The sequence below is a fragment of the Fodinicola feengrottensis genome, from assembly GCF_010993775.1.
GTDB lineage: Bacteria > Actinomycetota > Actinomycetes > Mycobacteriales > HKI-0501 > Fodinicola > Fodinicola feengrottensis.
In genome coordinates this window covers 190,285-210,951 of record NZ_WOTO01000004.1, presented here as the reverse complement: position 1 = coordinate 210,951, position 20,667 = coordinate 190,285, and the positions used below count along the sequence as shown (strand labels likewise).

Genomic DNA, 20,667 nt, shown 5'->3' with positions numbered 1-20,667 from the left:
CACCGGCGTGCCAGACTCGGGCCTATGAAGTACGTGTTGCTGATCTGCGATGACGAGTCCGCCTCACCGAGCAACGAGGAACTCGACGCCGACCCCGTGCACCAGGCGTGGGAGGCGGACCTGGAGCGGCGCGGCGCCAAGGTGTTCGGCGCGCGGTTACGGCCGGTGGTCGACGCGACGACGGTCCAGGTCCGCAATGGCGAGACGCTGGTCTCGGACGGGCCGTTCGCCGAGACGAAGGACTTCGTCGGCGGCTTCGTGGTGCTGGACTGCGCCGATCTGGACGAGGCGATCGCCATCGCCGCCGGCCATCCCTACGCGCGGTGGGGCGGCATTGAGGTCCGCCCGGTCTGGGAATGACCAGGCCCGACGCCGTAAGAGCAGCGGTCGACGCGGCCTACCGGGACGTGTGGGGCCAATTGGTCGCCACCTTGATCGGCCAGACCGGGACTGGGACCTCGCCGAGGACTGCGCCCAGGATGCCTTCGCGGCCGCGCTCGTGACCTGGCAGCGCGACGGCATTCCGAACCGTCCGGGCGCGTGGCTGACCACCACCGCGCGTCATCGTGCGATCGACCGGCTCCGGCGCGACACCGCCGGTCGTACGAAGCTGCGTGAGCTCGCTATGCTGGCCCGCGAGCCGCAAGAGTCGTCGGTGCAGGAGATCCCGGACGAGCGGCTGCGGCTGATCTTCACCTGCTGTCACCCGGCGCTGCCGTTCGAGGCCAGGGTCGCGCTCACGCTTCGTACGCTCGCGGGCCTCAGCACGGCCGAGATCGCCAAGGCGTTCCTGACCGCCGAACCGACGATGGCGCAACGGCTGGTACGCGCCAAGCGCAAGATCGCCGAGGCGGGCATTCCCTACCGCGTCCCGCCCGCCGAGCTGCTGGGGCAGCGGCTGGGCGCGGTCCTCGCGGTGCTCTACCTGATCTTCAACGAAGGTTATGACGAGCAGGACAGCCGTCGCGCGTTGACCGCCGAGGCGATCTACCTCGCCGGCGTCCTGGCCCGGTTGATGCCCACCGAACCCGAGCCACGGGGTTTGCTGGCGCTGATGCTGTTGCACGAAGCCCGGCGTGCGACGCGTACGGACGACGGCGAGCTGGTCCCGCTGGAACTCCAGGACCGGTCCAGGTGGGACCAGGCGTTGATCACCGAAGGCGTCGCCGTCCTTGACGAGGCGTTGGCCCTGCGCCGCCCCGGGCCGTATCAGCTGCAGGCCGCGATCGCCGCCTGCCACGCGACGGCACCGGACACCGCGACCACCGACTGGCCGCAAATCGCCGCCCTGTACGCGGAGCTGGCGCGCCTCGCGCCGTCGGCGGTCGTCGAGCTCAACCGCGCCGTCGCGGTCGCCATGTCCGACGGCATTCCCGCTGGCCTCGCGCTGGTTGACGAGTTGGCGGCGGCCGGCCGTCTGGACGGATATCACCTGCTGCCGGCCACCCGGGCCGATCTGCTGCGCCGCGCCGGCCGGGTGGCCGAGGCGAGGCTCGCGTACGAGCAGGCCCTCGACCTGGCGCCGACCGAGGCCGAGCGCCGCTACCTGACCCGCCGCCTTCGAGAGCTCTGACAAAGTTTCTCTCAGGTATGTCGATTTCTCATCGGGTACTTCGTCAGTGGGACGAAAAGGCAATCAAAACAGAGGAGACAGTCATGGCTGAGTCAGCCAGCCCGAGCCTGCCCAACGTTGTCGAGCGGGCCACCTTCCAGGGCGAACTCGACACCCTGCGAGAACGGGAGAAGGCGCACACCCGGGAAGGTTCCGCGATCGCCGCGGCCCGTCGGCGGCTGCCGATGGTCGAAGTCGACGCGACGCTCAGGTTGACGGGGCCGGATGGTTCGGTCACGCTGCTCGACGCGTTCGAAGGCCGCCGGCAGCTCATTGCGTACTACTTCATGTGGCATCACGACCACGGCGCCGCCGAGCAGTGCGAAGGCTGCACTTTCTATACCAACCAGGTCACCGAGCTGGCCTACCTCCAGTCGCGGGACATCACGTACGCGGTCCTGTGCCAGGGCCCGTACGAGCAAAGCCGCCGCTATCGGGACTTCATGGGCTGGACCATGCCGTGGTATTCGGCGCAGGACTCGGCCAAGGACCTGCTCGCCGGGCGCCAGGTCGGCATGTTCCACGTGGTCTGCTACGTACGCGACGGTGACCGTGTTTTCGAGACGTACTGGACGACCGGCCGTGGCGTGGAGGCGATGGACAACAACTACGCGCTTATGGACCTCACCGTCTATGGACGTCAGGAAACATGGGAAGACTCGCCGAATGGCTGGCCCCAGCAGTGGCCGGTCGACAGCGCCAACCTCCGCGTCGACGGCCGCCCGACCTCGCAGTGGTCGCGGCTCACCGCCGGCCGCTCCGACGACCTCGACGCCAAGCCCTGAGACGTCCAACCTGCCGTCCTTCGTGGAACCGCGCGAAAGGCGATGAGTTTGGCGGCCTCCCCGCGTCTAGCGAGGGAGGAGAGGAGGTGCAACCGATGAGATATGTCGAGAGATTTGGCGATCCCGCGGACCCGCCGGTGCTGCTGATCGGCAACTCGATGCTGACCTGGCCGGACGAGTTCTGTGAGCGGCTCGCGGCGGGGCTGGATCGCTCAACTGCTGGCCCTGGACTATCCCGACAAGGTCGCCACCCTGACACTGATCTCGACCCGTCCGACCGCGCCTGGGCCTAACGATCCGGACCTGCCCGAGCACGCGCCCGCGATCATGGCGCATTTCATGTCCGCGTCAGAACCGGACTGGTCGGACCGGACATCCGTGATCGAAGGTGCGGTTCAGGTCGGGAAGCTGCTGGCCGGGACGCGCGGCTTCGTGCCCGCTGACGTACGCGAGAATGCCGCGCGGATCTTCGATCGGGTCAGTCCGGATCCCGCTGTCCAACGGTCGAATCACCTGGCCACGGCCTTCGCGGCGTTGGACTGCACGCCCCGGTGGCGCGAACGACTCAGCCAGGTCACCGCACCCACGCTGGTCATGCACGGCGCCGAGGATCCCTTCTTCCCAGTTGGCAACGCCGAAGCGCTCGCCAGCGAAATCCCTGGCGCGCGGCTGCGGGTGTTGCACGGGATTGGCCAGGCGATGGTCCGTCCCGCGTGGCCGGACCTACTCGACGGGATTCTCACGCTGTCGGTCACCGGCGCGCCCCGTCAGGAAGTCACCAACGACCGCACGGTAGTGGTCGCGTGCTTCCCGGCGAATGCTGTGCCCGACTCCGCCGATGTGTACGGGCGTGAGTGGACCGCCGGCCGTACGTTCGCATGCGGCGCCGAACTCCGGGCTGACCAGGCTGCCGCGTTCGGTGTCCCCGTGCAGCAACAAAATCGGGCAGCTCACCGCGGCGAGGACCTCGGTCAGAGGAGGGACCGGCTTGGTCAGGCTGCTGAAAAAATCCGGGTTGATCTCATGCTTTGACGTTGCCCACGGCGGAATTCGTCGGCTGACCAGCGGGGGTTGTCCGCGCGACCCCGATCGAGAGTGTCCTGTGGGTCGAGCGCGCGCAGGTCAGTCAGCCAGTCCGGCACCGGGCAACCCGCCGGCAACAGCTCGCGGCCGAACACTGGAGGATCCTCGAGAACGGCCGCACTGACCAGGTCCGGGCGGATCCGGCCCAGCTGTGCGGCCGTCGTCGCCCCCATCGAGTGCCCGACGACCAGCACGGGGCCGGCTGCGAGGTCATCCAGCACCATGGCCGCGTCTGCCGCTAGCACGGCCTCGCTGACGGGTTCCGCGGGCAGCCCGGATCGGCCGTGCCCGCGCGCGTCGGTCGCGAGCACGCCGCCGTACGAGGTGAAGAACGGGATCAACGGGTCCCAGCACGCGCGCCGAGTCGGTCATCCCATGCAGCAGCAGAATCTCTGGCTTCTCGCCGAAAAGCTGCCAGGCGACATGGCCAGCCCGACTCCGCATACCCGCTATCGTAAGGCCTGCCCAATTCTGATCCCACCGATTATTGAGACAGGCGCTACGACACCAACGCCAGTGTGCGTCAGGCGTAGTTGAACAATGGTGGGAAGGCAAGGACCACGACCCATGCCCACGCGGCGTAAACAGGCAGGTAGCCGGTCTGCCAGCGTTCGAGTTTCGCGAACCGCGTACGCCGGAGGGCGAACGCGAGCAGCAGCCAGGCCGACCAGGCGAGGTTCACCAGCAGAATGACGTTCTCGCCGAGCGCCACCGCTCGGTTCGGGGTCGTCCCGTACCCGCTGATACGCCCGGTGATCTCGAAGAGCACCAGCACGTCGATGGCCAGTGCGCTGACCACCAGGGCGAGTTGCAGCTTGTCGAACAGGCCGGGCGGGGCCAGCGGATCGCGGGCTGAGATCGAGTAGAGCAGCAGTCCCAGCACCACGACCAGCAGCAGGTCGAACAGGATCAGCGCTTGGCGCTCCACGTCGATACCGGCGCTGGACCAGACGACGGCGATGAGAAATGCGAGCAGGACCGCGGTGAACAGCGGAGTGAACAACCGGGTGAGCACCGGGGCGATGTTCTCGACCACGCTTTGTTTGGCCTCGACGAGCCAGCCGGCCACGATGATCGCGCCCATGACGCCGCAGGGAATCAGCCACCGGATGACAAACGTCTCCGGGTTGACCCCGATGGCGTTGAAGGTGCCGAACATGAATGCGACGAGCACCCCGCCGCCGAGGGCGATGAGCACCAGGTAGACGAACCATTCGCCGGTGAAGCGGATGAAGTCCATCCTTCGACGCGACGAGCGCCAGTCCCGCGCCACGTACGCCAGACCCACCACGAACCACAGGGCGATGGGGAGGTGGATGCTGGTGATGACCACCATCTGGGAGCTGCCGGTCGGATGGTACGCGTTGGCAGCCACCGCTCCGAGCGCGAACAGTGCCACCGGGATCCCGATCAGCGGCCCCCGGATCTGACGCCGCCAGCCGAGGTAGGCGGCCAGCCAGGGCAGCCCGAACAGGCTGAAGTTCGCCGCGTAGAACGGGGTGCTCTGTTCCCACGCGACCCCGAACAGCTCGGGCACCTTGATCGAGATCGCCGCGCCCACCGCACAGCCGATCATCACCCACAGGTCCCACCGAGCGCGCTTGTCCGGCACTGAGCCGCCGATGCCGTCAGTCTCGCCAGTGAGCACCAGCTGCTTCCACAGCCGTTCGGAATGCTCCCGGGCGAACTCACGGGACAGCTCGTCCAGGCTGCCCATTCGCTTGACCGCGACCAGAAACGCCTCGTCGGCGCTCAGACCGGCCACCACAAGTTCGTCGACGCAACCGCGGAGGTGGTCTTCCAGTTCGTCGGCGTCGGACTTCTGCAGTTCGGGACGGCGCTGTACGTATTGCCGCCACTGGGCGAACTGCGCCGCCAACTCCTCTTCCTGGCTTTCGTGCACTGTCACGCCTTGCCCTCCAGCGGGATCACCGTCATAGCCCCGCGATCGGCGAGGCCCTGACCGAGTTTCTTGAGCGCGTCCACGACCGTGTCCCACTGCCGGCGCTGCTCGGCCAGCTCAGTCCGGCCCTGGTCGGTGATGCGGTAGTACTTGCGTCGCCGCTCGCCCTTCGCCGCCTGCCAACTCGCCTCCACGTACCCGAGGCGTTCCAGCCGGTGCAGCAGCGGGTAGAGCAGCCCTTCGGTCCAATCCAGCTCGCCACCGGAAAGCTCGTTGATTCGCCGGAGAATGGCGTAGCCGTAGCTCTCGCCCTCGGCGAGGATCCCCAGCACCATGGGCGTCGCCGAGGCGGCGACCAGATCCTTCGTGACTTTCACCAAACCTCACCTCCGTACCTAGCAGCATGATGCATAGTACTTCTAGGTATTTGACCTCGCAACGGGCCCCGACGCGTAACTCCCGGGAGCTGGGCTCGGCTTTGTTTCGCCTGGCTTTTTGTCGAGTGCGGGGTTTTGTTCCGCACTCGACAGGTGCGGCGCCGTGGAGCGGTCTCTACTGGAGCGGGTAATGCTGGCCGCGCCGCTGGAGAGTGACACGCGCTCTATGCGACAAACAGGGCCTCTGACTGGTGCCCCCGGTGCGATTCGAACGCACACTGGACGGGTTTTGAATCCGTTGCCTCTGCCGTTGGGCTACGGGGGCCTGACCGACGCACAGACTATCCCGATAGGCTGCGGGTCCGAACGACTAGGGTGTCCGGGAAGGCCCGGCGGGTCCCGCTCAGCGGGTTTCGTATCGTTGAGCCTTCAAGCTCTGCCCGTCCCAGCTGTCTAGGAGTCACCGTGACCGACGCTTCCCCACGCCGTGTGTTGATCGCGGAGGATGAAGCGCTGATTCGCCTGGATCTTTCCGAGATGCTCACCGAGGAAGGGTTCGAGGTCGTCGGCGCCGTCGGAGACGGCGAGCAGGCGGTTCAGCAGGCCGAGCAGTTGCGGCCGGACCTGGTGATCCTGGACGTGAAGATGCCGGTTCTGGACGGCATCGCGGCGGCCGAGCGGATCGCCGGCGCCCGGATAGCGCCAGTGGTCATCCTGACCGCCTTCAGCCAGCGCGACCTGGTCGAGCGGGCTCGTACGGCCGGCGCGATGGCGTATTTGGTGAAGCCCTTCCAGAAGAAGGACCTGTTGCCGGCCATCGACATGGCCACCGCCCGGTTCGCCGAGATCGTCACGCTGGAGGCCGAGGTCTCCGACCTCACCCAGCGGCTGGAGACCCGCAAGGTGGTCGAGCGGGCCAAGGGCGTCCTGATGGACGAGCACGGGATGACCGAGCCAGAGGCGTTCCGGTGGATCCAGCGGGCCGCGATGAACCGGCGCACCTCGATGCGTACGGTCGCGGCGGCGGTTCTTAAGGGACTCGCCGAGCAGCCGTAGGGCGATGGCGGGTCGCGGTGACCGTCTGACCAGATGGCGAGTACGCTGCGCGGACATGCCGGCCGACAAGTCGGGCAAGGTCCCGCAACACCGTATTTTGGTGATGCGGCGGGACGTTTCCTCCCGGTGGTTTGCGGGGCTGGTGGTCAGCGCTACGGTGGGAGCCGGTCGGGGGACCCATCGTTCGATCGAGGCATGTCTCGGGGAATCAATCCCGGGGTGTGGGTGCTAGGGGGTCCCGTTGGTTCAGCGGTTCAGGATTCGCCGCGCTGGCGTCGCTGACTTGGAGATTGTCCTCCGTTTCGCCGCCATCGCGTCCGACGTGGCGATCGCCCGCCGGCCGCTGAGCCGAGCGGCGGTCGGCCGGCCACTGCCGGCGCACCGCAGCCGGTACGAGGCGCTGCTGCGGGATCCGGACCGGCACGTGGTCATCGTCGAGGACGACGCTGGGGACCCCGCCGGTATGGGCGTGCTGGCCGAGGATCGTACGGGCCCGTTGCACGACCTGCCGGCCGCCCGCCTGTCGCACGTGGTGGTCGAGCGGCACCGCCGGGGCCAGGGCGCCGGCCGCAGCCTGATTGGCGCCGCCGCCGCCTTCGCCGAGCAGATCGGCGCCGAACATGTGGTCGCCGGCGTGGTGCCGGCCTCCCGCGAGGGCAATCGGTTCTTCGCGCGGCTCGGATTCGTCCCGCTGGCCATCCATCGGGTGGCTTCCTTGTCCTTGCTGCGGCGCAATCTCGCGGTCCCCGAGATGACGATCGACTTCAAGGTCGGCGAACACCGCGAACCCGACGCGGGCGTCGCCTAGTTATTCGGCTGAGCTGGCGAAAGACGACTTGATCAGCTGGCAGGTCAGTCTGGCCGAGCAGACCAGCCGGCCGGACTCGTCGCTGATGGCCACCGCGTAGGTGGTGACGCTGCCGCCCTCGTACAACGGCGTACAGACGCCCGTGACAGTGCCCGAGCGGGCCGCCCTGTGGTGGGTGGCGTTGATGTCGACACCGACCGCGACCCGGCCGCGCCGCTGGCCGTGGATGGCGGCGGCGGTGGAGCCCAGGGTCTCGGCGAAAAAACGCACGAAGCGCCGCCGTGCAGCAGACCGAGCGGTTGCCGGTTGCCCTCCACCGGCATGGTGGCGACCAGCCGATCCGGACCGATCTCGGTGAAGCGGATGCCCATCCGGCTCGGCAGTTCGCCGAGGTGCGCGTTGATGACCTCCAGTACGGCCTGCTGGGCCGCCGGGTCGGTGAGGTCGACCGTGAGCCGCTCGGTGAGGCCGGTGGATTCGGTGCTGGTCAAACTGATCTCCCTGGATGTGCTCACGAGCTGCTCGAAGGCCGCCGAGGCAGTGCCCACGGAGCTCACTGTCGTAGCCGAAGACTAGGCTCTCGATGGTGAGCGACCAGCCTTCCCGTGATGGATCTAACCCGCCCCGCCTGCTGCTTCTGGACGGGCACTCGTTGGCATACCGGGCCTTCTTCGCGTTGCCGGTGGAGAATTTCTCCACCACCACCGGCCAGGTGACCAACGCTGTCTACGGCTTCACCTCGATGCTGATCAACGTGCTGCGGGACGAGCAGCCCACCCACCTCGGGGTGGCGTTCGACCTGGCCCGCAAGTCGTTCCGCACCGAGCAGTATGCGGAATACAAGGCGAACCGTTCGGAGAGCCCGGCCGACTTCAAGGGCCAGGTCAGCCTGATCCAGGAGATCCTGGACGCGCTCAAGATTCCGTACGTGACGAAGGAGAACTACGAGGCCGACGACATCCTCGCCACCCTGGTCACCCAGGCCGAGGCCGAAGGCATGCAGGTGCTCGTCTGTTCCGGCGACCGGGACGCCTTCCAGCTGGTCACCGAGAACGTCACGGTGCTCTACCCGCGCAAGGGCGTGTCCGATCTGGCTCGGATGACGCCGACGGCCGTCACCGAGAAATATGGCGTGTCGCCGCAGCGCTATCCGGACCTGGCCGCCATCGTCGGGGAGACCAGCGACAACCTGCCGGGCGTGCCGGGCGTCGGGCCGGGCTTCGCGTCCAAGTGGATCCAGCAATATGGCGACCTTGACGGCGTCATCCAGCACGCCGACGAGATCAAGGGCAAGAAGGGTGAGGCGCTGCGCGAGCACCTCGCCGAGGTGATCCGGAACCGGCAGCTCAACGGCCTGCTGCGCGACCTGCCGCTGCCGCTCTCGGTCGCTGACCTGGCCCGCAAGACCTGGGACCGGGATGCCGTGCACCAGGTCTTCGACGCGCTGGAGTTCCGAGTGCTCCGGGACCGGCTGTATGCGACGGTCGAGACCGCCAAGCCCGAAGCCGAGTCCGGTTTTGACCTGGAGATGGTCCGCCCGGGCCCGGGGGAGCTGGCCGGTTGGCTCCAGACGTACGCGGAAGGCTCGGAGCCGATCGGCGTGGCGGTTGGCGGCAGCTGGGCCCGCGGCGCCGGTGAGGTGACGGCCATCGCGCTGTCCACTGTGACTGGTGTGACCGATGGCACCGCTGGGCACGCGGCCTGGATCGACCCGGCCGCCTTGGACCTGGAGGACGAGCAGGTGCTGGCCTCGTGGCTGGCCGACCCGGCCAAGCCGAAGGTGCTGCACGATGCCAAGGGGCCGCTGCTGCTGGCGCTCGCCTCGCGCGGCCTGAAGGTGGACGGCATCGCTTCGGACACCGCGCTGGCCGCTTATCTCGTAAGACCAGATCAGCGCACGTACGACCTGGCCGACCTGGTTTTGCGCCAGCTGCACCGGGAGCTGCGGTCCGAGGAGCCGGACGACGGGCAACTGTCCTTCGACGACACCGAAAGCGACAACGCGGCCGAGGCGCTGATGCTGCGCGCCGCCGCCACCGTCGACCTCTCCGCCGCACTGCGTGGCGAGCTGGAGGCGAGCGGCGGCACGGCCCTGCTCGCGGACGTCGAACTGCCGCTGGTCGCTGTCCTGGCCCGGATGGAGCAGGCCGGCATCGCCGCCGACAGTGAATACTTGGCCGAGCTGCAGTCGCAGTTCGCTGGCGGGGTGAAAGAGGCCGCCGAGAACGCGTATGGCGTGCTGGGCCGCGAGTTCAACCTGGGATCGCCTAAGCAACTGCAGGGCATCCTTTTCGACGAGTTGCAGCTGCCCAAGACCAAGCGGATCAAGACCGGCTACACCACCGACGCGGACGCGTTGGCGAGTTTGTACGGCCAGACCCAGCATCCGCTGCTGGAGCACCTGCTGCGGCACCGGGACGTGGCCCGGCTGAAGTCCACTGTGGACGGTCTGATCAAGACAGTCTCGGACGACGGCCGCATCCACACCACGTACAACCAGATGATCGCCGCCACCGGCCGGCTCTCGTCCACCGACCCGAACCTGCAGAACATCCCGATCCGGACCGACGAGGGCCGGCTGATCCGCCGCGCCTTCGTCGTGGGCAAGAACTACGAGACCCTGCTGACCGCGGACTACAGCCAGATCGAGATGCGGATCATGGCGCACCTGTCCGAGGACGAGGCGCTGATCGAGGCGTTCAACTCCGGCTTCGACTTCCACGCGGCGACCGCCGCCACCGTGTTCGCGGTGCAGCCGGAGTCGGTCAACACCGAGCAGCGGGCAAGATCAAGGCGATGAACTACGGCCCTCGCATATGGGCTGTCCGCGTACGGGCTGTGCCAGCAGCTGAGCATCTCGGTCGAGGAAGCCCGCGGCCTGATGGACGGCTATTTCGAGCGCTTTGGTGGCGTCCGCGACTACCTTCGCTCGCTGGTGCTGCAGGCCGGTCGCGAGGGCTACACCGAGACCGTGCTCGGGCGCCGGCGGTATTTGCCGGACCTGACCAGCGACAACCGGCAGCGCCGCGAGATGGCCGAGCGGATGGCGCTGAACGCGCCGATCCAGGGCTCGGCGGCGGACATCATCAAGGTCGCGATGCTCGGCGTCGACGCCGCCCTGACTACCTCGGGCCTGCGTTCCCGGCTGCTGCTCCAGGTGCACGACGAGCTGGTTTTCGAGGTCGCGCCAGGGGAGCGGGACGCGGTCGAGGAGCTGGCCCGTCGCGAGATGGGCGCCGCGTACCAGCTGTCCGTCCCGCTGGACGTGTCCGTTGGCGTCGGCTGCGACTGGCACGAGGCTGGTCACTAAATGCGCTTCCTGGACCTGCCGGCCGCACAGGGTCGGCAGGTCGATCGCTTCGACAGCGTCGGCGTTACCGCCCTCGGACTGGTACGTACGACGTATTCCGTCACCACCTTGCGGGTGCAGGCCGGCGGCCTGATCGGCCGGCACGCGGCGACTCAGCCCCAGCTACTAGTCATCATCGCCGGTCGTGGCTGGACGTCTGGCGACGACGGCGCCCGGGTCGCTATCGAGGCTGGTCAGGCCGTGTTTTTTTCGAGGCCGGTGAGGAACACGAGACCGGCTCCGACACCGGTCTCACCGCGCTAGCCCTGGAGTCAGACGACCTCCCTGTACGTGACCTCTGACTTCCCGTTCCGCCCGCAACGCCTCGCCTCGCGCTTCACACCAAGCAGCGGGGCGTTGCCGTCGTCTGCCCGGAGCTATCCATTCGGACTGGAGTCCGGTAATCTCGCGAGAGTAATCGGACTGCGGTCCGAATGGATCGAGCGAAGGGTAGTGGCATGGGCAAGGTGTTCGTACGGCTCGTGGTGGCCGTGTTTTCGTTGGTGCTGCTCGGTGGCACCGCCGCCGCGGCCGCAACGGGTCCGCAAGGGGATCCTGTGGTGTTTCACAGTGCCCGGCATGAGCACTGGATGCCGTGTGAGGGGCTTGCGGGTTGTACGCAGCTGCCGTCGCGGACGAATCCGGTGACCGGCGGCAGTGAGTCGATGTTCCGGCTGAAGGCGGGCACGGTTTTCACCAAACATTGGCACACCAGCCCTGAGCACGTGGTCGGGGTCAGCGGCACGATGATCTACCACCTGGACACCGGCCGGACGTATCGGCTGGGTGCCGGGGACTTCCTTTACTACCCTGGAAAAACAGTGCACTGGGGTCAGTGCGCCCGGGGTGCCGACTGCATCTACTACGTCTACGACGACCTGCCGTACGACTTCCATCCGGTCCCGTAGGACGGGTCAGTGGCTGGCGCGGGCACGGATCAGCGCGAGCAACTCGTCCGACCTCCGCGATAGGCCGGGGCGTACGGGACAGCCGGTTGTCGAGGGCGACGACCAGGGCGGAGCCGAAGAGGGCGCTGGCGGCGAGGCCGGTGTCACGCAGGTCGGGGGACGCGACACCGGCTCGTACGGCCGAGTCCAAGCCGTCGGCGAGCAGGCCGATCACCCGTTCGCGGACGAGCCTGAGTGTCTCGTCCCACTGCCGTTTGGTTAGCCACATCTCGGCGACCAGCAGCTGGCCGTAGCCGTGGTGGGTGTCCACGAACTCCAGTACCACGCCGACCATCGCGGTCATCGCGTCGAGCGGGTCCTTGCCCTGCCTGGCCGCCGACATCGCTTCGGTAAGCCCATCGACGCCGTACGTCAGCAGCGCCTCGATCAGCCCGGATTTGCTGCCGAAGTTGTAGAAAACCGTGCCCTTGGCGACTCCCGCGGCCGCCGCCACGTCGTCGATGGACATCTCCACCGCGCCGCGCTCGGCGATGAGTTCCAGCGTGGCCTGGAAAATCCGGACTTTCGTCGCACCCGCGCGGGCATTGCGACCGTCCTCTTTGGACTGTCCGGGCCGCGACCGCGGCACCCTGCTCATATCACGAGTTCCGGGTGCAGCCGGGACAGCGACCAGGTCCGTTTGCGCCAGGCAGCGTACGTGGTGATGCCGAGCGCCCCGACGCCGAAGGCGAGCAGCACCAACGTGCTTCGGACAATGTCGCCACCGCCGTCGCCGGCGATCAGGTGCCGCAGGGCCGTGACGACATACGACATCGGCAGCAGCGGATGCAGGAACCGCAGGACCGGGGGAGTCGTCTCCCACGGATACGTGCCGCCCGCGCTGACCAGCTGGATCATCAGCGCCACCAGGCCGAGCAGCCGGCCCGGTGTACCGAAGCAGGCCAGGAACATCTGCACCAAGGCGGTGAAAACAAGCGCGGTCAGCACCAGGAAGGCGACCATGCCGACCGGATTCCCGATGTGCAACCCGAGGCCGAAAGCCACCACGGCACGCGATCAACAGAAGTCCTTGCAGGGCACCGATAATCGCGGCCGGCAGCCAGCCGGCGAGTGCGGTGGACAGTGCCGGCGCACGCGCGGCGGCAGGGCGCGCTCGGACAGTGGCCGCAGCAGCATGTAAAGCACCACCGCGCCGACCCAGAGGGCGAGCGGCAGGAAGTACGGGGCAAAACCGGTGCCGTAGTTAGGCACCTTGTTGTTCGCGACCGTCTGCACCGCCACTGGGTCGCCCATGGTGGTGGCCGTACGGCCGCGGGTGCTCGCGTCCGGATGCGGGATCTGTGCCGCGCCGGAGCTGAGCTTGCTGGCGAGCGTGTGCGCTCCGGTGGCGAGCTTGGTGGCGCCGGTCCGCGCCTGCTGGATGCCGCTGGAGAGCTGGCCGGCTCCGCTGTCGAGCTGGTCGGCGCCAGTGGCCGCCTTATGGATGCCGTTGTGCAGTGCGGGAGCGGCGGCGGCCAGTTGGGCGTTGCCGGCCGCGACCTGGCTGGCACCGGAAGCCAGCTGGTTCAGTTGGGCGGCCTTGCCGGCGACCACGGTCGAGGCAGTCGCAAGCCGTCCGGTGGCCCGGTCGTACTCGGCCATCACCTGCGCGATCTGGCTGTCCGTCAGGCCTTGCTGGCGAAGGCGCTGTTCGACCGCCGTACGGTCCGATTTCAACGTACTGACGGCGGTGCTGAGCGCGGTGTTGGCCTGGTTGCCCAGCGCCGCGATCTTCTTGTCGCCACTGGCCACCTGAGCCGAGCCGGCGGCGAGCTTTTGGGTGGCGGCGGGCAAACCGCTGGTAGAGCTGTCGAGTTGGTGTAGCCCACCGGACAGCTGTCCGGTGCCGCTTTGCAAAGTCCCCGCGCCGGTCGCCAGCTGGCTGAGCCCGGCGGTCAGCTGGTCCGCGCCGCCGGCCAGCTGCGAGCTGCCGTCCGCGGCCTGCAGCGTGGAGGAGTGCAGCTGGGTGAAGCCGATCAGCATGGCGTCGGCGTACTTGGCGCCGGCCTGGCTGGCGACCGCCTGCCGGACCTCGGAGAAGACCTGCTTGCCGATGGTGCCGGCGAGGTAGTTGTTCGCGTCGTTGGTGGTCACGTCCAGCTGCGCCTGCTCAGGGTCGCTGGTGGACGGCGACGCCAGCCGGGACGAGAAGTCGGCCGGGATGGTCAGGGAGAGGTAGTAGCTGCCATCGGCGACACCCTTGGCGGCGTCGGCGGCGGTGGTCGTCTTCCAGCCGAACGCGGCTTTGGAATTGGCCAGCGTCTTGCCGAGGTCGCGGCCGGCGTTACTGTATTTGCCGTCGGTGGTGACACCGCGGTCGTTCACCACCAGCGCCGCCGGGGCGTTGGGCAGCCGGCCGTACGGATCCCAGAAGGCGTAGAGGTAGAGCGCTCCATAGAGCAGCGGCAGCATGAGCACCGCGGCGAGCGCGAGCTTGGGCAGCTTGCCGGTGGTGAACCGGCGCAGTTCGGTGCCGGCGAGGCGGAGCGTACGCATCAGGCCTGTCCTTCGGCCTACCGGCGCTGACACGTCGGCGGTGACGAGTGAGATATATGAGTCGGGGGCGAGCGGCAGCCGGCCGGCGTCGCCGTCGTGGCAGTGCACGGCGATGGCCGTGCCGGCCTCGGTGATGTCGCGCAGCGCCGCCCAGCACTGCTCGGCGTCGGCACCTTTGCCGAGGCCGTTCGGGGCGTCGATGACGACCGCTTTCACGCCTGGGCACTGGGCGGCGATGCGGGTCAGCAGGGCCGTACGTTGGCCGGCCGGCACCGCGTCGGTCCGTGCGTTCCGGTAGTCGCTCAGGCCGCTGCCGACCAGCCACCCGCGGACCGCCGCGCGGTTCGCCGGAAGGCCGCTGAGCTGCAGCGCCTCGGCCACCGTGACACTGAACGGCAGGGCGCCGTCGGGTCCGAAAGGCGCGGCATCGCTGACGATCCGGACCGCTTTGGCGAGCTCGCGCTGATCGGTGCTGCCGTCCAGCCGGACCTGCCCCTGGGTGGGCCGCAGCCGGCCGGCGAGCACCAGGCTCAGCACGGTGTGACCGCTGCCGGCCGGCCCGGTGAGCGCGACCAGGTCGCCGTCGCCGAGCGTCAGGGAGACCGGCGCGAGCGCAGTGCCGCGTTTGGTGCGTACGCCCACCGCGTCCGCTTCGATCTTCATCGATCCTCCGCGAGATATTTGAACTGACCGGCCAGTGCAAATTTATGCCCAGCGGGTACGCCGGGCAACTCCGAACGCGGGTGAGGCTCGCCACGACGACCACGTCACAGCTCCCTCAGTACGCGCCCTTCATCGCCGTACGCACCTGTGCGAGGGTCGCGTTGGCTATGTCGATGGCTCGCTCGTTGCCTGTCCTCAGGATCTGGTGGAGCTGAGCCCGATCCTTTGCGTACTCGGCTCGGCGGGCCCGGATGGGAGCAAGGTATTCGTTGACTGACTCGGTGACCGTCTTTTTCAGCGCGGCCGCGCCGGCCGCGCCGATCTCGGCGGCCACCCGTTCGGGGGGTGTTTGTTGGCCTGATTCCTGTTGCTGGCATAGCGCTGCCAGCAACAGGAGTGAGGCGACTTCGGGGCGCGCGATCGGGTCGTATGCGATGTGCCGCTCGGAGTCGGTCTTGGCCCCCTTGAGCAGCCGGGCGGTCTCGTCGGCAGTGGCGGCCAGCGCGATCGAGTTTCCCCGGCTCTTGCTCATTTTGGTGCCGTCCGTACCCAGCAGCAGCGGTGCGTTGGACAGCAGCGCGTCGGGCTGTGGGAACACCGTGCCGTACCGGTCGTTGAAGCGCCGGGCGATGGTGCGGGTCAGCTCGAGGTGGGGGAGTTGGTCCTGCCCGACTGGGACCAGGTTGGCCTTGCAGAACAGGATGTCGGCGGCCTGATGCGCTGGGTACGTGAACATCAGCCCGCTGACAGCGGCCTGTCGAGAGTGGGCGATCTCGTCCTTGACGGTGGGATTGCGGTTGAGTTCGGCGACCGAGACCAGGCTGAGGAACGGCAGCAGCAGCTGGTTGAGGGCCGGGCGGTACGGCGCTGTGCGTGAAGATCGTGCTGCGTGCCGGGTCGACGCCGATGGCGAGGTAGTCCAGCGTCAGATCCTCGACGTGCTCGGCCAGGTTGTCGGCGATGTCGCGATCGGTGAGCACCTGGTAGTCGGCGATCAGGACGAACAAGTCCACGCCGAGGTTCTGTAGGCGTACGCGGTTGTGGAGGGTGCCGAAGTAGTGGCCCAGATGCAGCCGCCCGGTGGGCCGGTCGCCGGTCAGCACCCGGAACTGTGTCGGGTCCTGGCTGATCAGCTCTTCGAGCTTCGCGCTGCGTACCTGGGCGGCTGACAAACCGAGTGTCTGAAGGGTGGTGGTCATGAGTGTCTCCTCGGGTTGGTGGCCGTCAGGACGACTCGAGCCGCTCCGGGAAACGCGAAAGGGCCGTTCGTCCGAACGGCCCTTTGTCATGGGTGAGAGGTGGCCGCTCCTAGGAGGAGCGCCACCAGCTCAGGCATGACGAACGATGCATGTCCACATCCTAACCTAACCTCAGCAGCGACTCGCGAGAAGGTCGACACCGTCGCCGTCGAGATCGGCACAGAATGCCTTGCGTCCGGTCATGGCCATGATCAGCGCGATCGTGGGGCCGCTGATCTGCGCGCCGACGCCGGTCGCGAAGGAACCGTCGGTCGCGGTCAAGCGCAGCCCCACGATCCGCCCTTTGGCGAGTACGACCTGGTCAGAGCCCTGGTAGTAGTCGGCGAGCCGGGTGAGCATCTCGATCGGGTACGCCCGCCGGATGCCCAACGGGCGGCGGATGTCCTCGGCGTGGACGACGGATTCGCCCAGCACCGCCATGATCGGCAGCGGTGGTTTGGTGGTGCTGTCGACCACGTCGCGGAACCGCTGGAGGGTCTCGGTCGGGCTGTCGCCGAGTTGTTCGGCCAACCGCATGGACACCTGCTTGTCGAAGTCGAAGCGGCACTTGATGACGCCGGCCAGCCAGTGCACCGCGTTGAGCCGCGCCGACGAGCTCAGATGCGCGAGCACGTCGCGTACGGACAGGCCGTCGCACAGGGACGGGGTCATCCACAGCTCGTCGGTGAGACTCGCCAGATCGGCCGCGAGGGCCGCGCGCTCGGCGTGGACCAGGGACCAGAGGGTGTTCGGCATGTGCACTCGCTCCTGTTGGTTCGGGTTTGGAGGAGGTGACTGCCGGCGTACGGCAGAATCGTCGGTCGTGGGCAATATTGGTGCAGTGGACGATCTGGCACTCGCACAGGGCGGGGACGGCGCGGCCTTCGACCGGCTGATCGCGCCGTTGCGCGGGGAACTGCGGGCACACTGCTATCGGATGCTGGGGTCGATCCACGATGCCGACGACGCCTTGCAGGACGCGTTGCTGCGGGCGTGGCGTGGGTTGGCCCGTTTTGAAGGGCGAAGCTCGCTGCGTGGATGGCTCTACACGGTGTCGACCCGTACGTGCCTGGATCTGGTGAAGTCCCGTGGGCGGCGGGCGTTGCCGATGGACCTCGGCCCGTCCAGCAAGCGCGCGGTTCTGGACTCCAGGCCGCTGACCGAGGTCAGCTGGCTCAGCCCGTACCCAGACGCCGGTCACGAGCGGCGCGAAGCCGTCGAGCTGGCTTTCGTGGCCGCGTTGCAGCACCTGTCCGGCAACCAGCGGGCGGCGCTGCTGCTGTTCGAGGTGCTCGGATTCTCCGCCGCCGAGATCGCCACCATGATGGACACGTCCACCACCGCGGTGAACTCCGCACTCGCGAGGGCCCGACAGCGGATGCCGGCGGCGGACGGACCGGCAGTGCAAGGATGGGCAGTCGGCAACGCGAAGGCGCGGGAGCTCGCCGCCGGCTTCGCCACCGCCCTGCAACGCGGCGACGCCGACGCGTTGATCGCTCTACTCACCGAGGACGTCACCTGGTCCATGCCACCCTTGCCGCACTGGTACGCGGGCATCGCGGCGGTCACCGACTTCGCGGTCGAGGTGCCGCTGACCAGGTGCCCCAGCTGGCGATCTGTGCTCACGAGCGCGAACGGTCAACCCGCCGTCGCCTGCTACCTGGGCGAGGACGCCGACGGGCCGCATCGTCCATGGTCGATCAACGTACTCACCTTGCGCGCCGACCGGATCTGTGCAATCACGTCCTTTCTGGACACCGACCATTTCCCGCTGTTCGAACTGCCGAGTCAGCTCTGATCGAGCCAACCTGTACCCGGAAAAGGGCACCGCGCTCGGCAGGGAGCGCGGTGCCCTTTCTGGGTGGAGAGTCGTCAGCCGGTGACGAGGGTGGCGCCGAGGGCCTGCAGTGCCGGGTTGATGGGCTGGAAATACGTGGTAGTGCTGTCGCCGCCGGACAGGATGCCCTGGGCCTGGGTGCCGGCCACCAGCGAGCCGCCGGAGTCGCCAGGCTCGGAGTGCACGTCCGTCTGCAGCATGCCGGTCACGGTGCCTTCTTCGTACTGCACCGACTGGTCCTTCGCGCTCAACGTGCCGCAGGTCCACTGGGTGGTGGAGCCGGACTTGCAGACCGCCGCGCCGATCTCTGCCTCGGTGGAACCGGCCACCGTGAGCGTGCCGCTGTCGTTGACCACCAGAGGTTTCGGGGTCCAGGCGGACGTGACCTTCGCCAGCGAGTAGTCGTGGCCGGGGAACTGGTGGGCGCTGAAGGTGCCCAGCGCGGTGCTCTGGTCGGCGGCCTTCAGGTCGCTGCCGATGGCCGCGCAGTGGCCGGCCGAGACGAAGCCGCCCTGTACGGAGAAGCCGATCGAGCAGCGGGCCTGGTCGGCGATGAAGTACGCGTCGCCGCCGCGTACGTCCGCGAAGGTGCGTGGCTGCTGGGCCCGCTCGACGATCTTGACCGTGGAGTTGTCGACGCCGGCGGCCGCGATGAAGCTGCGTGCCTGTGCGGTGGCGCCATTGAGGACAGTCATCGTCACGGTGTTGCCGACAGTGTCCTCACCCCAGGTCGCGATCGACTTGGACGCCTTCGCGCGGGCCGCGTTGAGCTTGGCGACCGTGGTCGACAGCTGCTTTTCCGAACGCTTGGCCAGTTTCGCGTCGGCGCCGGCCGTACGAGCCTGGCTGAGGCCGGCCGCGGTGGTCGCCAGCACGACGAGCCGGTTGCTGGTGGCGTCGAAGTACGAGCCGGCGAAGCTGTCGCCAAGCTGGTGGGTCAGTCGCTGCCCGAGGGTGGCCGCGGTGGCCTGGTTGGCCATCCGGGCGATCGCCTGCGGCTGGCTGAGGCCGAGGTCGCGTTGCAGCGCCTGCACCATCGCGGCCGGCGGTGCGGTGGCGTCGGCCGGGGCGGTGATGCCGGCCAGCGCCGCGGTGGCGACGATGGCCACACCAGCGGCGGCGGCGATGCGGGGTATCCGCATAGGTGTCTCCCTTTGTCCGGTTGAACCCATGGTGGTCGGAGCCCACTCTGCGTTCGGCGGACGAGGCAAACAATCCGTGAGGTACCGGGTATGACTACCGAACAAATACCCAAACTATGAGTTTCTGGGGCGAGACAGACTCCCAGCACACTTACCCCGAAACCACTGACCTCAAACGGGTTTGTCGCAGACGAAAATCGCGGTGCCGCCGGGAAAGATCTTGCCGCGCAGCGGGCTCCACTGTCCCCACAGCCGGGCGTGCCCGTCCGGCCATTCCGGCTCCAGCAAGTCGGTGAGAGTGAACCCCGCGCCGACGATTTCCCGGATCCGGTCGCCGAGCGTGCGGTGGTGTTCGGCGTACGTGGCCGAGCCCCGCTCGTCGATCTCCACGTACGGCGTGCGGTCGAAATACGAGCTCTGCGCGACCAGGCCGTCCTCGCCCGGGTCGTCGGGGAAGATCCACCGCATCGGATGGGTGACCGAGAAAACCCACCGGCCGCCCGGTCGCAGCACCCGGAACACCTCGGCCATCAGCCGGTCCGAGTCAGCCACGAACGGCACCGCGCCGAACGCCGAGCAGGCCAGGTCGAAACTCGCGGCGGCGAACGGGAGCGCGGTCGCGGTGGCCTGCACCAGCGGCGGGCGGACACCGGTCGCGTCGGCGCTGACGCGGGCGTGCCGCAGCATGCCGGCGGACAGGTCGGTGCCGACCGCGTACGCCCCCTGCGTGGTCAGCCAGCGTGAACACGGGGCCGTACCGCAGCCGACCTCCAACACCCGGCGACCGGCGACCGCGCCCAGCAGCTGGGCGTCGGCCTCGGTCACGCCCTCCGGGCACCAGACGAAGCTGGCCTCGCCGAGGAAATCGCCGTGCTCGGCCACGTAGTCGTCCGCGTCCGCGTCCCACCACAGCCGGTTGGCGGCGATGCTCTCGGCCGCCGAGACGGGTTTGTGGGCCACCCCGACCGTGCCGAGCCGTACGGTGGCCGAGACGTGTGGGTCGGTGGCGGGCATGCGCCGATCGTACGGGCGCCCTCAGATGGGAGTGTCGCCCGGCGTTTTTCGGTGGGATTCTGGGGGAATCGCACTGAATGCGAACCCACCGCCTGAGCTGTGAAGATAGTGCCGGGGGACGTTGGACCTGTCAACCAGGGGCGCGGTACGCTCGAGCGTGCGCCGTGGATTCTGTGTGCCTCAGCAGGGAGCAGGTCCGCGTTCGTCGGTTCGTCCGCGTTTCTAGAGGGACAGCCCGGCATCGCTCCCACCGGTCAAACGGTGGGGCGGATCCGGAAAGTTCCCCCCGTTCGCTGCCCGTTCCGCCGGAAGAGTTCGCGGCAATGGACCAATTCCATAAACCACCCACCGGAGCAA

The 20,667-nt window shown here is 68.0% G+C and carries 19 protein-coding genes, 1 tRNA gene and 5 pseudogenes; 12 read left to right on the top strand and 13 right to left on the bottom strand.

The window, feature by feature from the left end; translation table 11 throughout:
* Positions 1–24 precede the first annotated feature (24 nt).
* The 4 genes and pseudogenes from GNX96_RS05260 (at position 25) to GNX96_RS05245 (ending at position 3,429) form a co-directional block, all read left to right on the top strand.
* Positions 25–360, top strand: coding sequence for a YciI family protein (locus GNX96_RS05260; protein WP_163567219.1), 336 nt, complete (start codon positions 25–27; stop codon positions 358–360).
* Positions 357–1,573, top strand: a pseudogene (locus GNX96_RS05255) (RNA polymerase sigma factor). The gene GNX96_RS05260 and the pseudogene GNX96_RS05255 overlap by 4 nt, the downstream one beginning before the upstream one ends.
* 83 nt (positions 1,574–1,656) lie before the next feature.
* Complete coding sequence (locus tag GNX96_RS05250; RefSeq protein WP_279579418.1) at positions 1,657–2,397, top strand: DUF899 family protein; 741 nt, start codon at positions 1,657–1,659, stop codon at positions 2,395–2,397.
* A gap of 183 nt (positions 2,398–2,580) precedes the next feature.
* Positions 2,581–3,429: an alpha/beta fold hydrolase gene (locus GNX96_RS05245; protein ID WP_279579417.1), complete on the top strand. Its 849-nt coding sequence runs from the start codon at positions 2,581–2,583 to the stop codon at positions 3,427–3,429.
* Here GNX96_RS05245 and GNX96_RS05240 read toward each other — a convergent pair.
* From GNX96_RS05240 to GNX96_RS05225, 4 genes and pseudogenes are all read right to left on the bottom strand, one after another.
* Positions 3,390–3,827, bottom strand: a pseudogene (locus GNX96_RS05240) (alpha/beta fold hydrolase); the annotation flags it as partial. The gene GNX96_RS05245 and the pseudogene GNX96_RS05240 sit on opposite strands and share 40 nt — an antisense overlap.
* A 176-nt stretch (positions 3,828–4,003) precedes the next feature.
* Positions 4,004–5,389 carry a permease prefix domain 1-containing protein gene (locus tag GNX96_RS05235; RefSeq protein ID WP_163567216.1) on the bottom strand — a complete coding sequence of 462 codons (1,386 nt, stop codon included), beginning with the start codon at positions 5,387–5,389 and terminating at the stop codon, positions 4,004–4,006.
* Entirely contained in the window at positions 5,386–5,760 is a 375-nt protein-coding gene (locus GNX96_RS05230; protein ID WP_163567215.1) for a PadR family transcriptional regulator, read from the bottom strand. Before GNX96_RS05230 ends, GNX96_RS05235 begins: the two co-directional genes overlap by 4 nt.
* Before the next feature lie 249 nt (positions 5,761–6,009).
* Positions 6,010–6,085 (bottom strand) — tRNA-Leu (locus GNX96_RS05225).
* Positions 6,086–6,225: 140 nt separating this feature from the next.
* On the opposite strand from GNX96_RS05225, the gene GNX96_RS05220 reads away from it, so the two are divergent.
* Together GNX96_RS05220 and GNX96_RS05215 are read left to right on the top strand one after the other, a co-directional pair.
* On the top strand, positions 6,226–6,816 hold the full coding sequence (locus tag GNX96_RS05220) for an ANTAR domain-containing response regulator (protein ID WP_279579416.1): 591 nt from the start codon (positions 6,226–6,228) through the stop codon (positions 6,814–6,816).
* A 283-nt stretch (positions 6,817–7,099) separates the two neighbouring features.
* Positions 7,100–7,624, top strand: coding sequence for a GNAT family N-acetyltransferase (locus GNX96_RS05215; RefSeq protein ID WP_163567214.1), 525 nt, complete (start codon positions 7,100–7,102; stop codon positions 7,622–7,624).
* Here GNX96_RS05215 and GNX96_RS05210 read toward each other — a convergent pair whose 3' ends face one another.
* Positions 7,625–7,894 (bottom strand): hotdog fold thioesterase, encoded by a 270-nt coding sequence (locus tag GNX96_RS05210; protein WP_279579415.1) that lies wholly within the window; start codon positions 7,892–7,894, stop codon positions 7,625–7,627.
* A gap of 36 nt (positions 7,895–7,930) precedes the next feature.
* Between GNX96_RS05210 and GNX96_RS05205 the strand changes: the two genes are divergently transcribed.
* The 4 genes and pseudogenes from GNX96_RS05205 to GNX96_RS62600 all read left to right on the top strand — a co-directional run.
* Positions 7,931–8,200 carry a hypothetical protein gene (locus GNX96_RS05205; RefSeq protein WP_163567087.1) on the top strand — a complete coding sequence of 90 codons (270 nt, stop codon included), beginning with the start codon at positions 7,931–7,933 and terminating at the stop codon, positions 8,198–8,200.
* A 7-nt stretch (positions 8,201–8,207) separates the two neighbouring features.
* A pseudogene (gene polA, locus GNX96_RS05200) lies at positions 8,208–10,934 on the top strand (DNA polymerase I).
* Positions 10,935–11,237 carry a hypothetical protein gene (locus tag GNX96_RS05195; protein WP_163567213.1) on the top strand — a complete coding sequence of 101 codons (303 nt, stop codon included), beginning with the start codon at positions 10,935–10,937 and terminating at the stop codon, positions 11,235–11,237. It begins immediately after the preceding pseudogene.
* A gap of 170 nt (positions 11,238–11,407) precedes the next feature.
* Positions 11,408–11,782 (top strand): annotated as a pseudogene (locus GNX96_RS62600) (cupin domain-containing protein); the annotation flags it as partial.
* Here the strand turns inward: GNX96_RS62600 and GNX96_RS62595 are convergent.
* The 4 genes from GNX96_RS62595 to GNX96_RS49020 all read right to left on the bottom strand — a co-directional run bounded on the left by GNX96_RS62595 (position 11,709) and on the right by GNX96_RS49020 (position 15,851).
* Positions 11,709–12,518 carry a TetR/AcrR family transcriptional regulator gene (locus GNX96_RS62595; protein ID WP_163567211.1) on the bottom strand — a complete coding sequence of 270 codons (810 nt, stop codon included), beginning with the start codon at positions 12,516–12,518 and terminating at the stop codon, positions 11,709–11,711. The pseudogene GNX96_RS62600 and the gene GNX96_RS62595 overlap by 74 nt on opposite strands.
* Complete coding sequence (locus tag GNX96_RS05180; RefSeq protein ID WP_163567210.1) at positions 12,515–12,928, bottom strand: YhgE/Pip family protein; 414 nt, start codon at positions 12,926–12,928, stop codon at positions 12,515–12,517. The genes GNX96_RS62595 and GNX96_RS05180 overlap by 4 nt, the downstream gene beginning before the upstream one ends.
* Positions 12,929–12,937: 9 nt before the next feature.
* Positions 12,938–15,079, bottom strand: coding sequence for a YhgE/Pip family protein (locus GNX96_RS05175; RefSeq protein ID WP_163567209.1), 2,142 nt, complete (start codon positions 15,077–15,079; stop codon positions 12,938–12,940).
* 115 nt (positions 15,080–15,194) lie between these two features.
* Positions 15,195–15,851: a tryptophan--tRNA ligase gene (locus tag GNX96_RS49020; RefSeq protein WP_279579446.1), complete on the bottom strand. Its 657-nt coding sequence runs from the start codon at positions 15,849–15,851 to the stop codon at positions 15,195–15,197.
* Between GNX96_RS49020 and GNX96_RS49015 the strand changes: the two genes are divergently transcribed.
* Entirely contained in the window at positions 15,808–16,107 is a 300-nt protein-coding gene (locus tag GNX96_RS49015) for a hypothetical protein (protein WP_279579451.1), read from the top strand. The two genes, GNX96_RS49020 and GNX96_RS49015, sit on opposite strands and share 44 nt — an antisense overlap.
* On the opposite strand, the pseudogene GNX96_RS49010 reads toward GNX96_RS49015, so the two are convergent.
* Positions 15,997–16,278 (bottom strand): annotated as a pseudogene (locus GNX96_RS49010) (tryptophan--tRNA ligase); the annotation flags it as partial. The gene GNX96_RS49015 and the pseudogene GNX96_RS49010 overlap by 111 nt on opposite strands.
* Positions 16,279–16,449: 171 nt before the next feature.
* A complete protein-coding gene (locus tag GNX96_RS05165) occupies positions 16,450–17,073 on the bottom strand; it encodes a maleylpyruvate isomerase family mycothiol-dependent enzyme (protein ID WP_163567208.1) in 624 nt (207 codons plus the stop codon).
* 85 nt (positions 17,074–17,158) lie between these two features.
* Here GNX96_RS05165 and GNX96_RS05160 point away from each other — a divergent pair, with 85 nt between their 5' ends.
* Complete coding sequence (locus GNX96_RS05160; protein WP_279579413.1) at positions 17,159–18,115, top strand: sigma-70 family RNA polymerase sigma factor; 957 nt, start codon at positions 17,159–17,161, stop codon at positions 18,113–18,115.
* Positions 18,116–18,189: 74 nt separating this feature from the next.
* Here GNX96_RS05160 and GNX96_RS05155 read toward each other — a convergent pair whose 3' ends face one another.
* Positions 18,190–19,296: a S1 family peptidase gene (locus GNX96_RS05155; RefSeq protein ID WP_163567206.1), complete on the bottom strand. Its 1,107-nt coding sequence runs from the start codon at positions 19,294–19,296 to the stop codon at positions 18,190–18,192.
* Between the two features lie 171 nt (positions 19,297–19,467).
* Complete coding sequence (locus GNX96_RS05150; protein WP_163567205.1) at positions 19,468–20,310, bottom strand: class I SAM-dependent methyltransferase; 843 nt, start codon at positions 20,308–20,310, stop codon at positions 19,468–19,470.
* Positions 20,311–20,667: the final 357 nt, after the last annotated feature.

What these genes read in the sequence shown, in the direction of transcription:
- GNX96_RS05260 (WP_163567219.1), top strand. Translation starts at nt 25, where the DNA reads ATGAAGTACGTGTTGCTGATCTGCGATGACGAGTCCGCCTCACCGAGC.
- GNX96_RS05250 (WP_279579418.1), top strand. Translation starts at nt 1,657, where the DNA reads ATGGCTGAGTCAGCCAGCCCGAGCCTGCCCAACGTTGTCGAGCGGGCC.
- GNX96_RS05195 (WP_163567213.1), top strand. Translation starts at nt 10,935, where the DNA reads ATGCGCTTCCTGGACCTGCCGGCCGCACAGGGTCGGCAGGTCGATCGC.
- GNX96_RS62595 (WP_163567211.1), bottom strand. Translation starts at nt 12,518, where the DNA reads ATGAGCAGGGTGCCGCGGTCGCGGCCCGGACAGTCCAAAGAGGACGGT.
- GNX96_RS05175 (WP_163567209.1), bottom strand. Translation starts at nt 15,079, where the DNA reads ATGAAGATCGAAGCGGACGCGGTGGGCGTACGCACCAAACGCGGCACT.
- GNX96_RS05165 (WP_163567208.1), bottom strand. Translation starts at nt 17,073, where the DNA reads ATGCCGAACACCCTCTGGTCCCTGGTCCACGCCGAGCGCGCGGCCCTC.
- GNX96_RS05155 (WP_163567206.1), bottom strand. Translation starts at nt 19,296, where the DNA reads ATGCGGATACCCCGCATCGCCGCCGCCGCTGGTGTGGCCATCGTCGCC.
- GNX96_RS05150 (WP_163567205.1), bottom strand. Translation starts at nt 20,310, where the DNA reads ATGCCCGCCACCGACCCACACGTCTCGGCCACCGTACGGCTCGGCACG.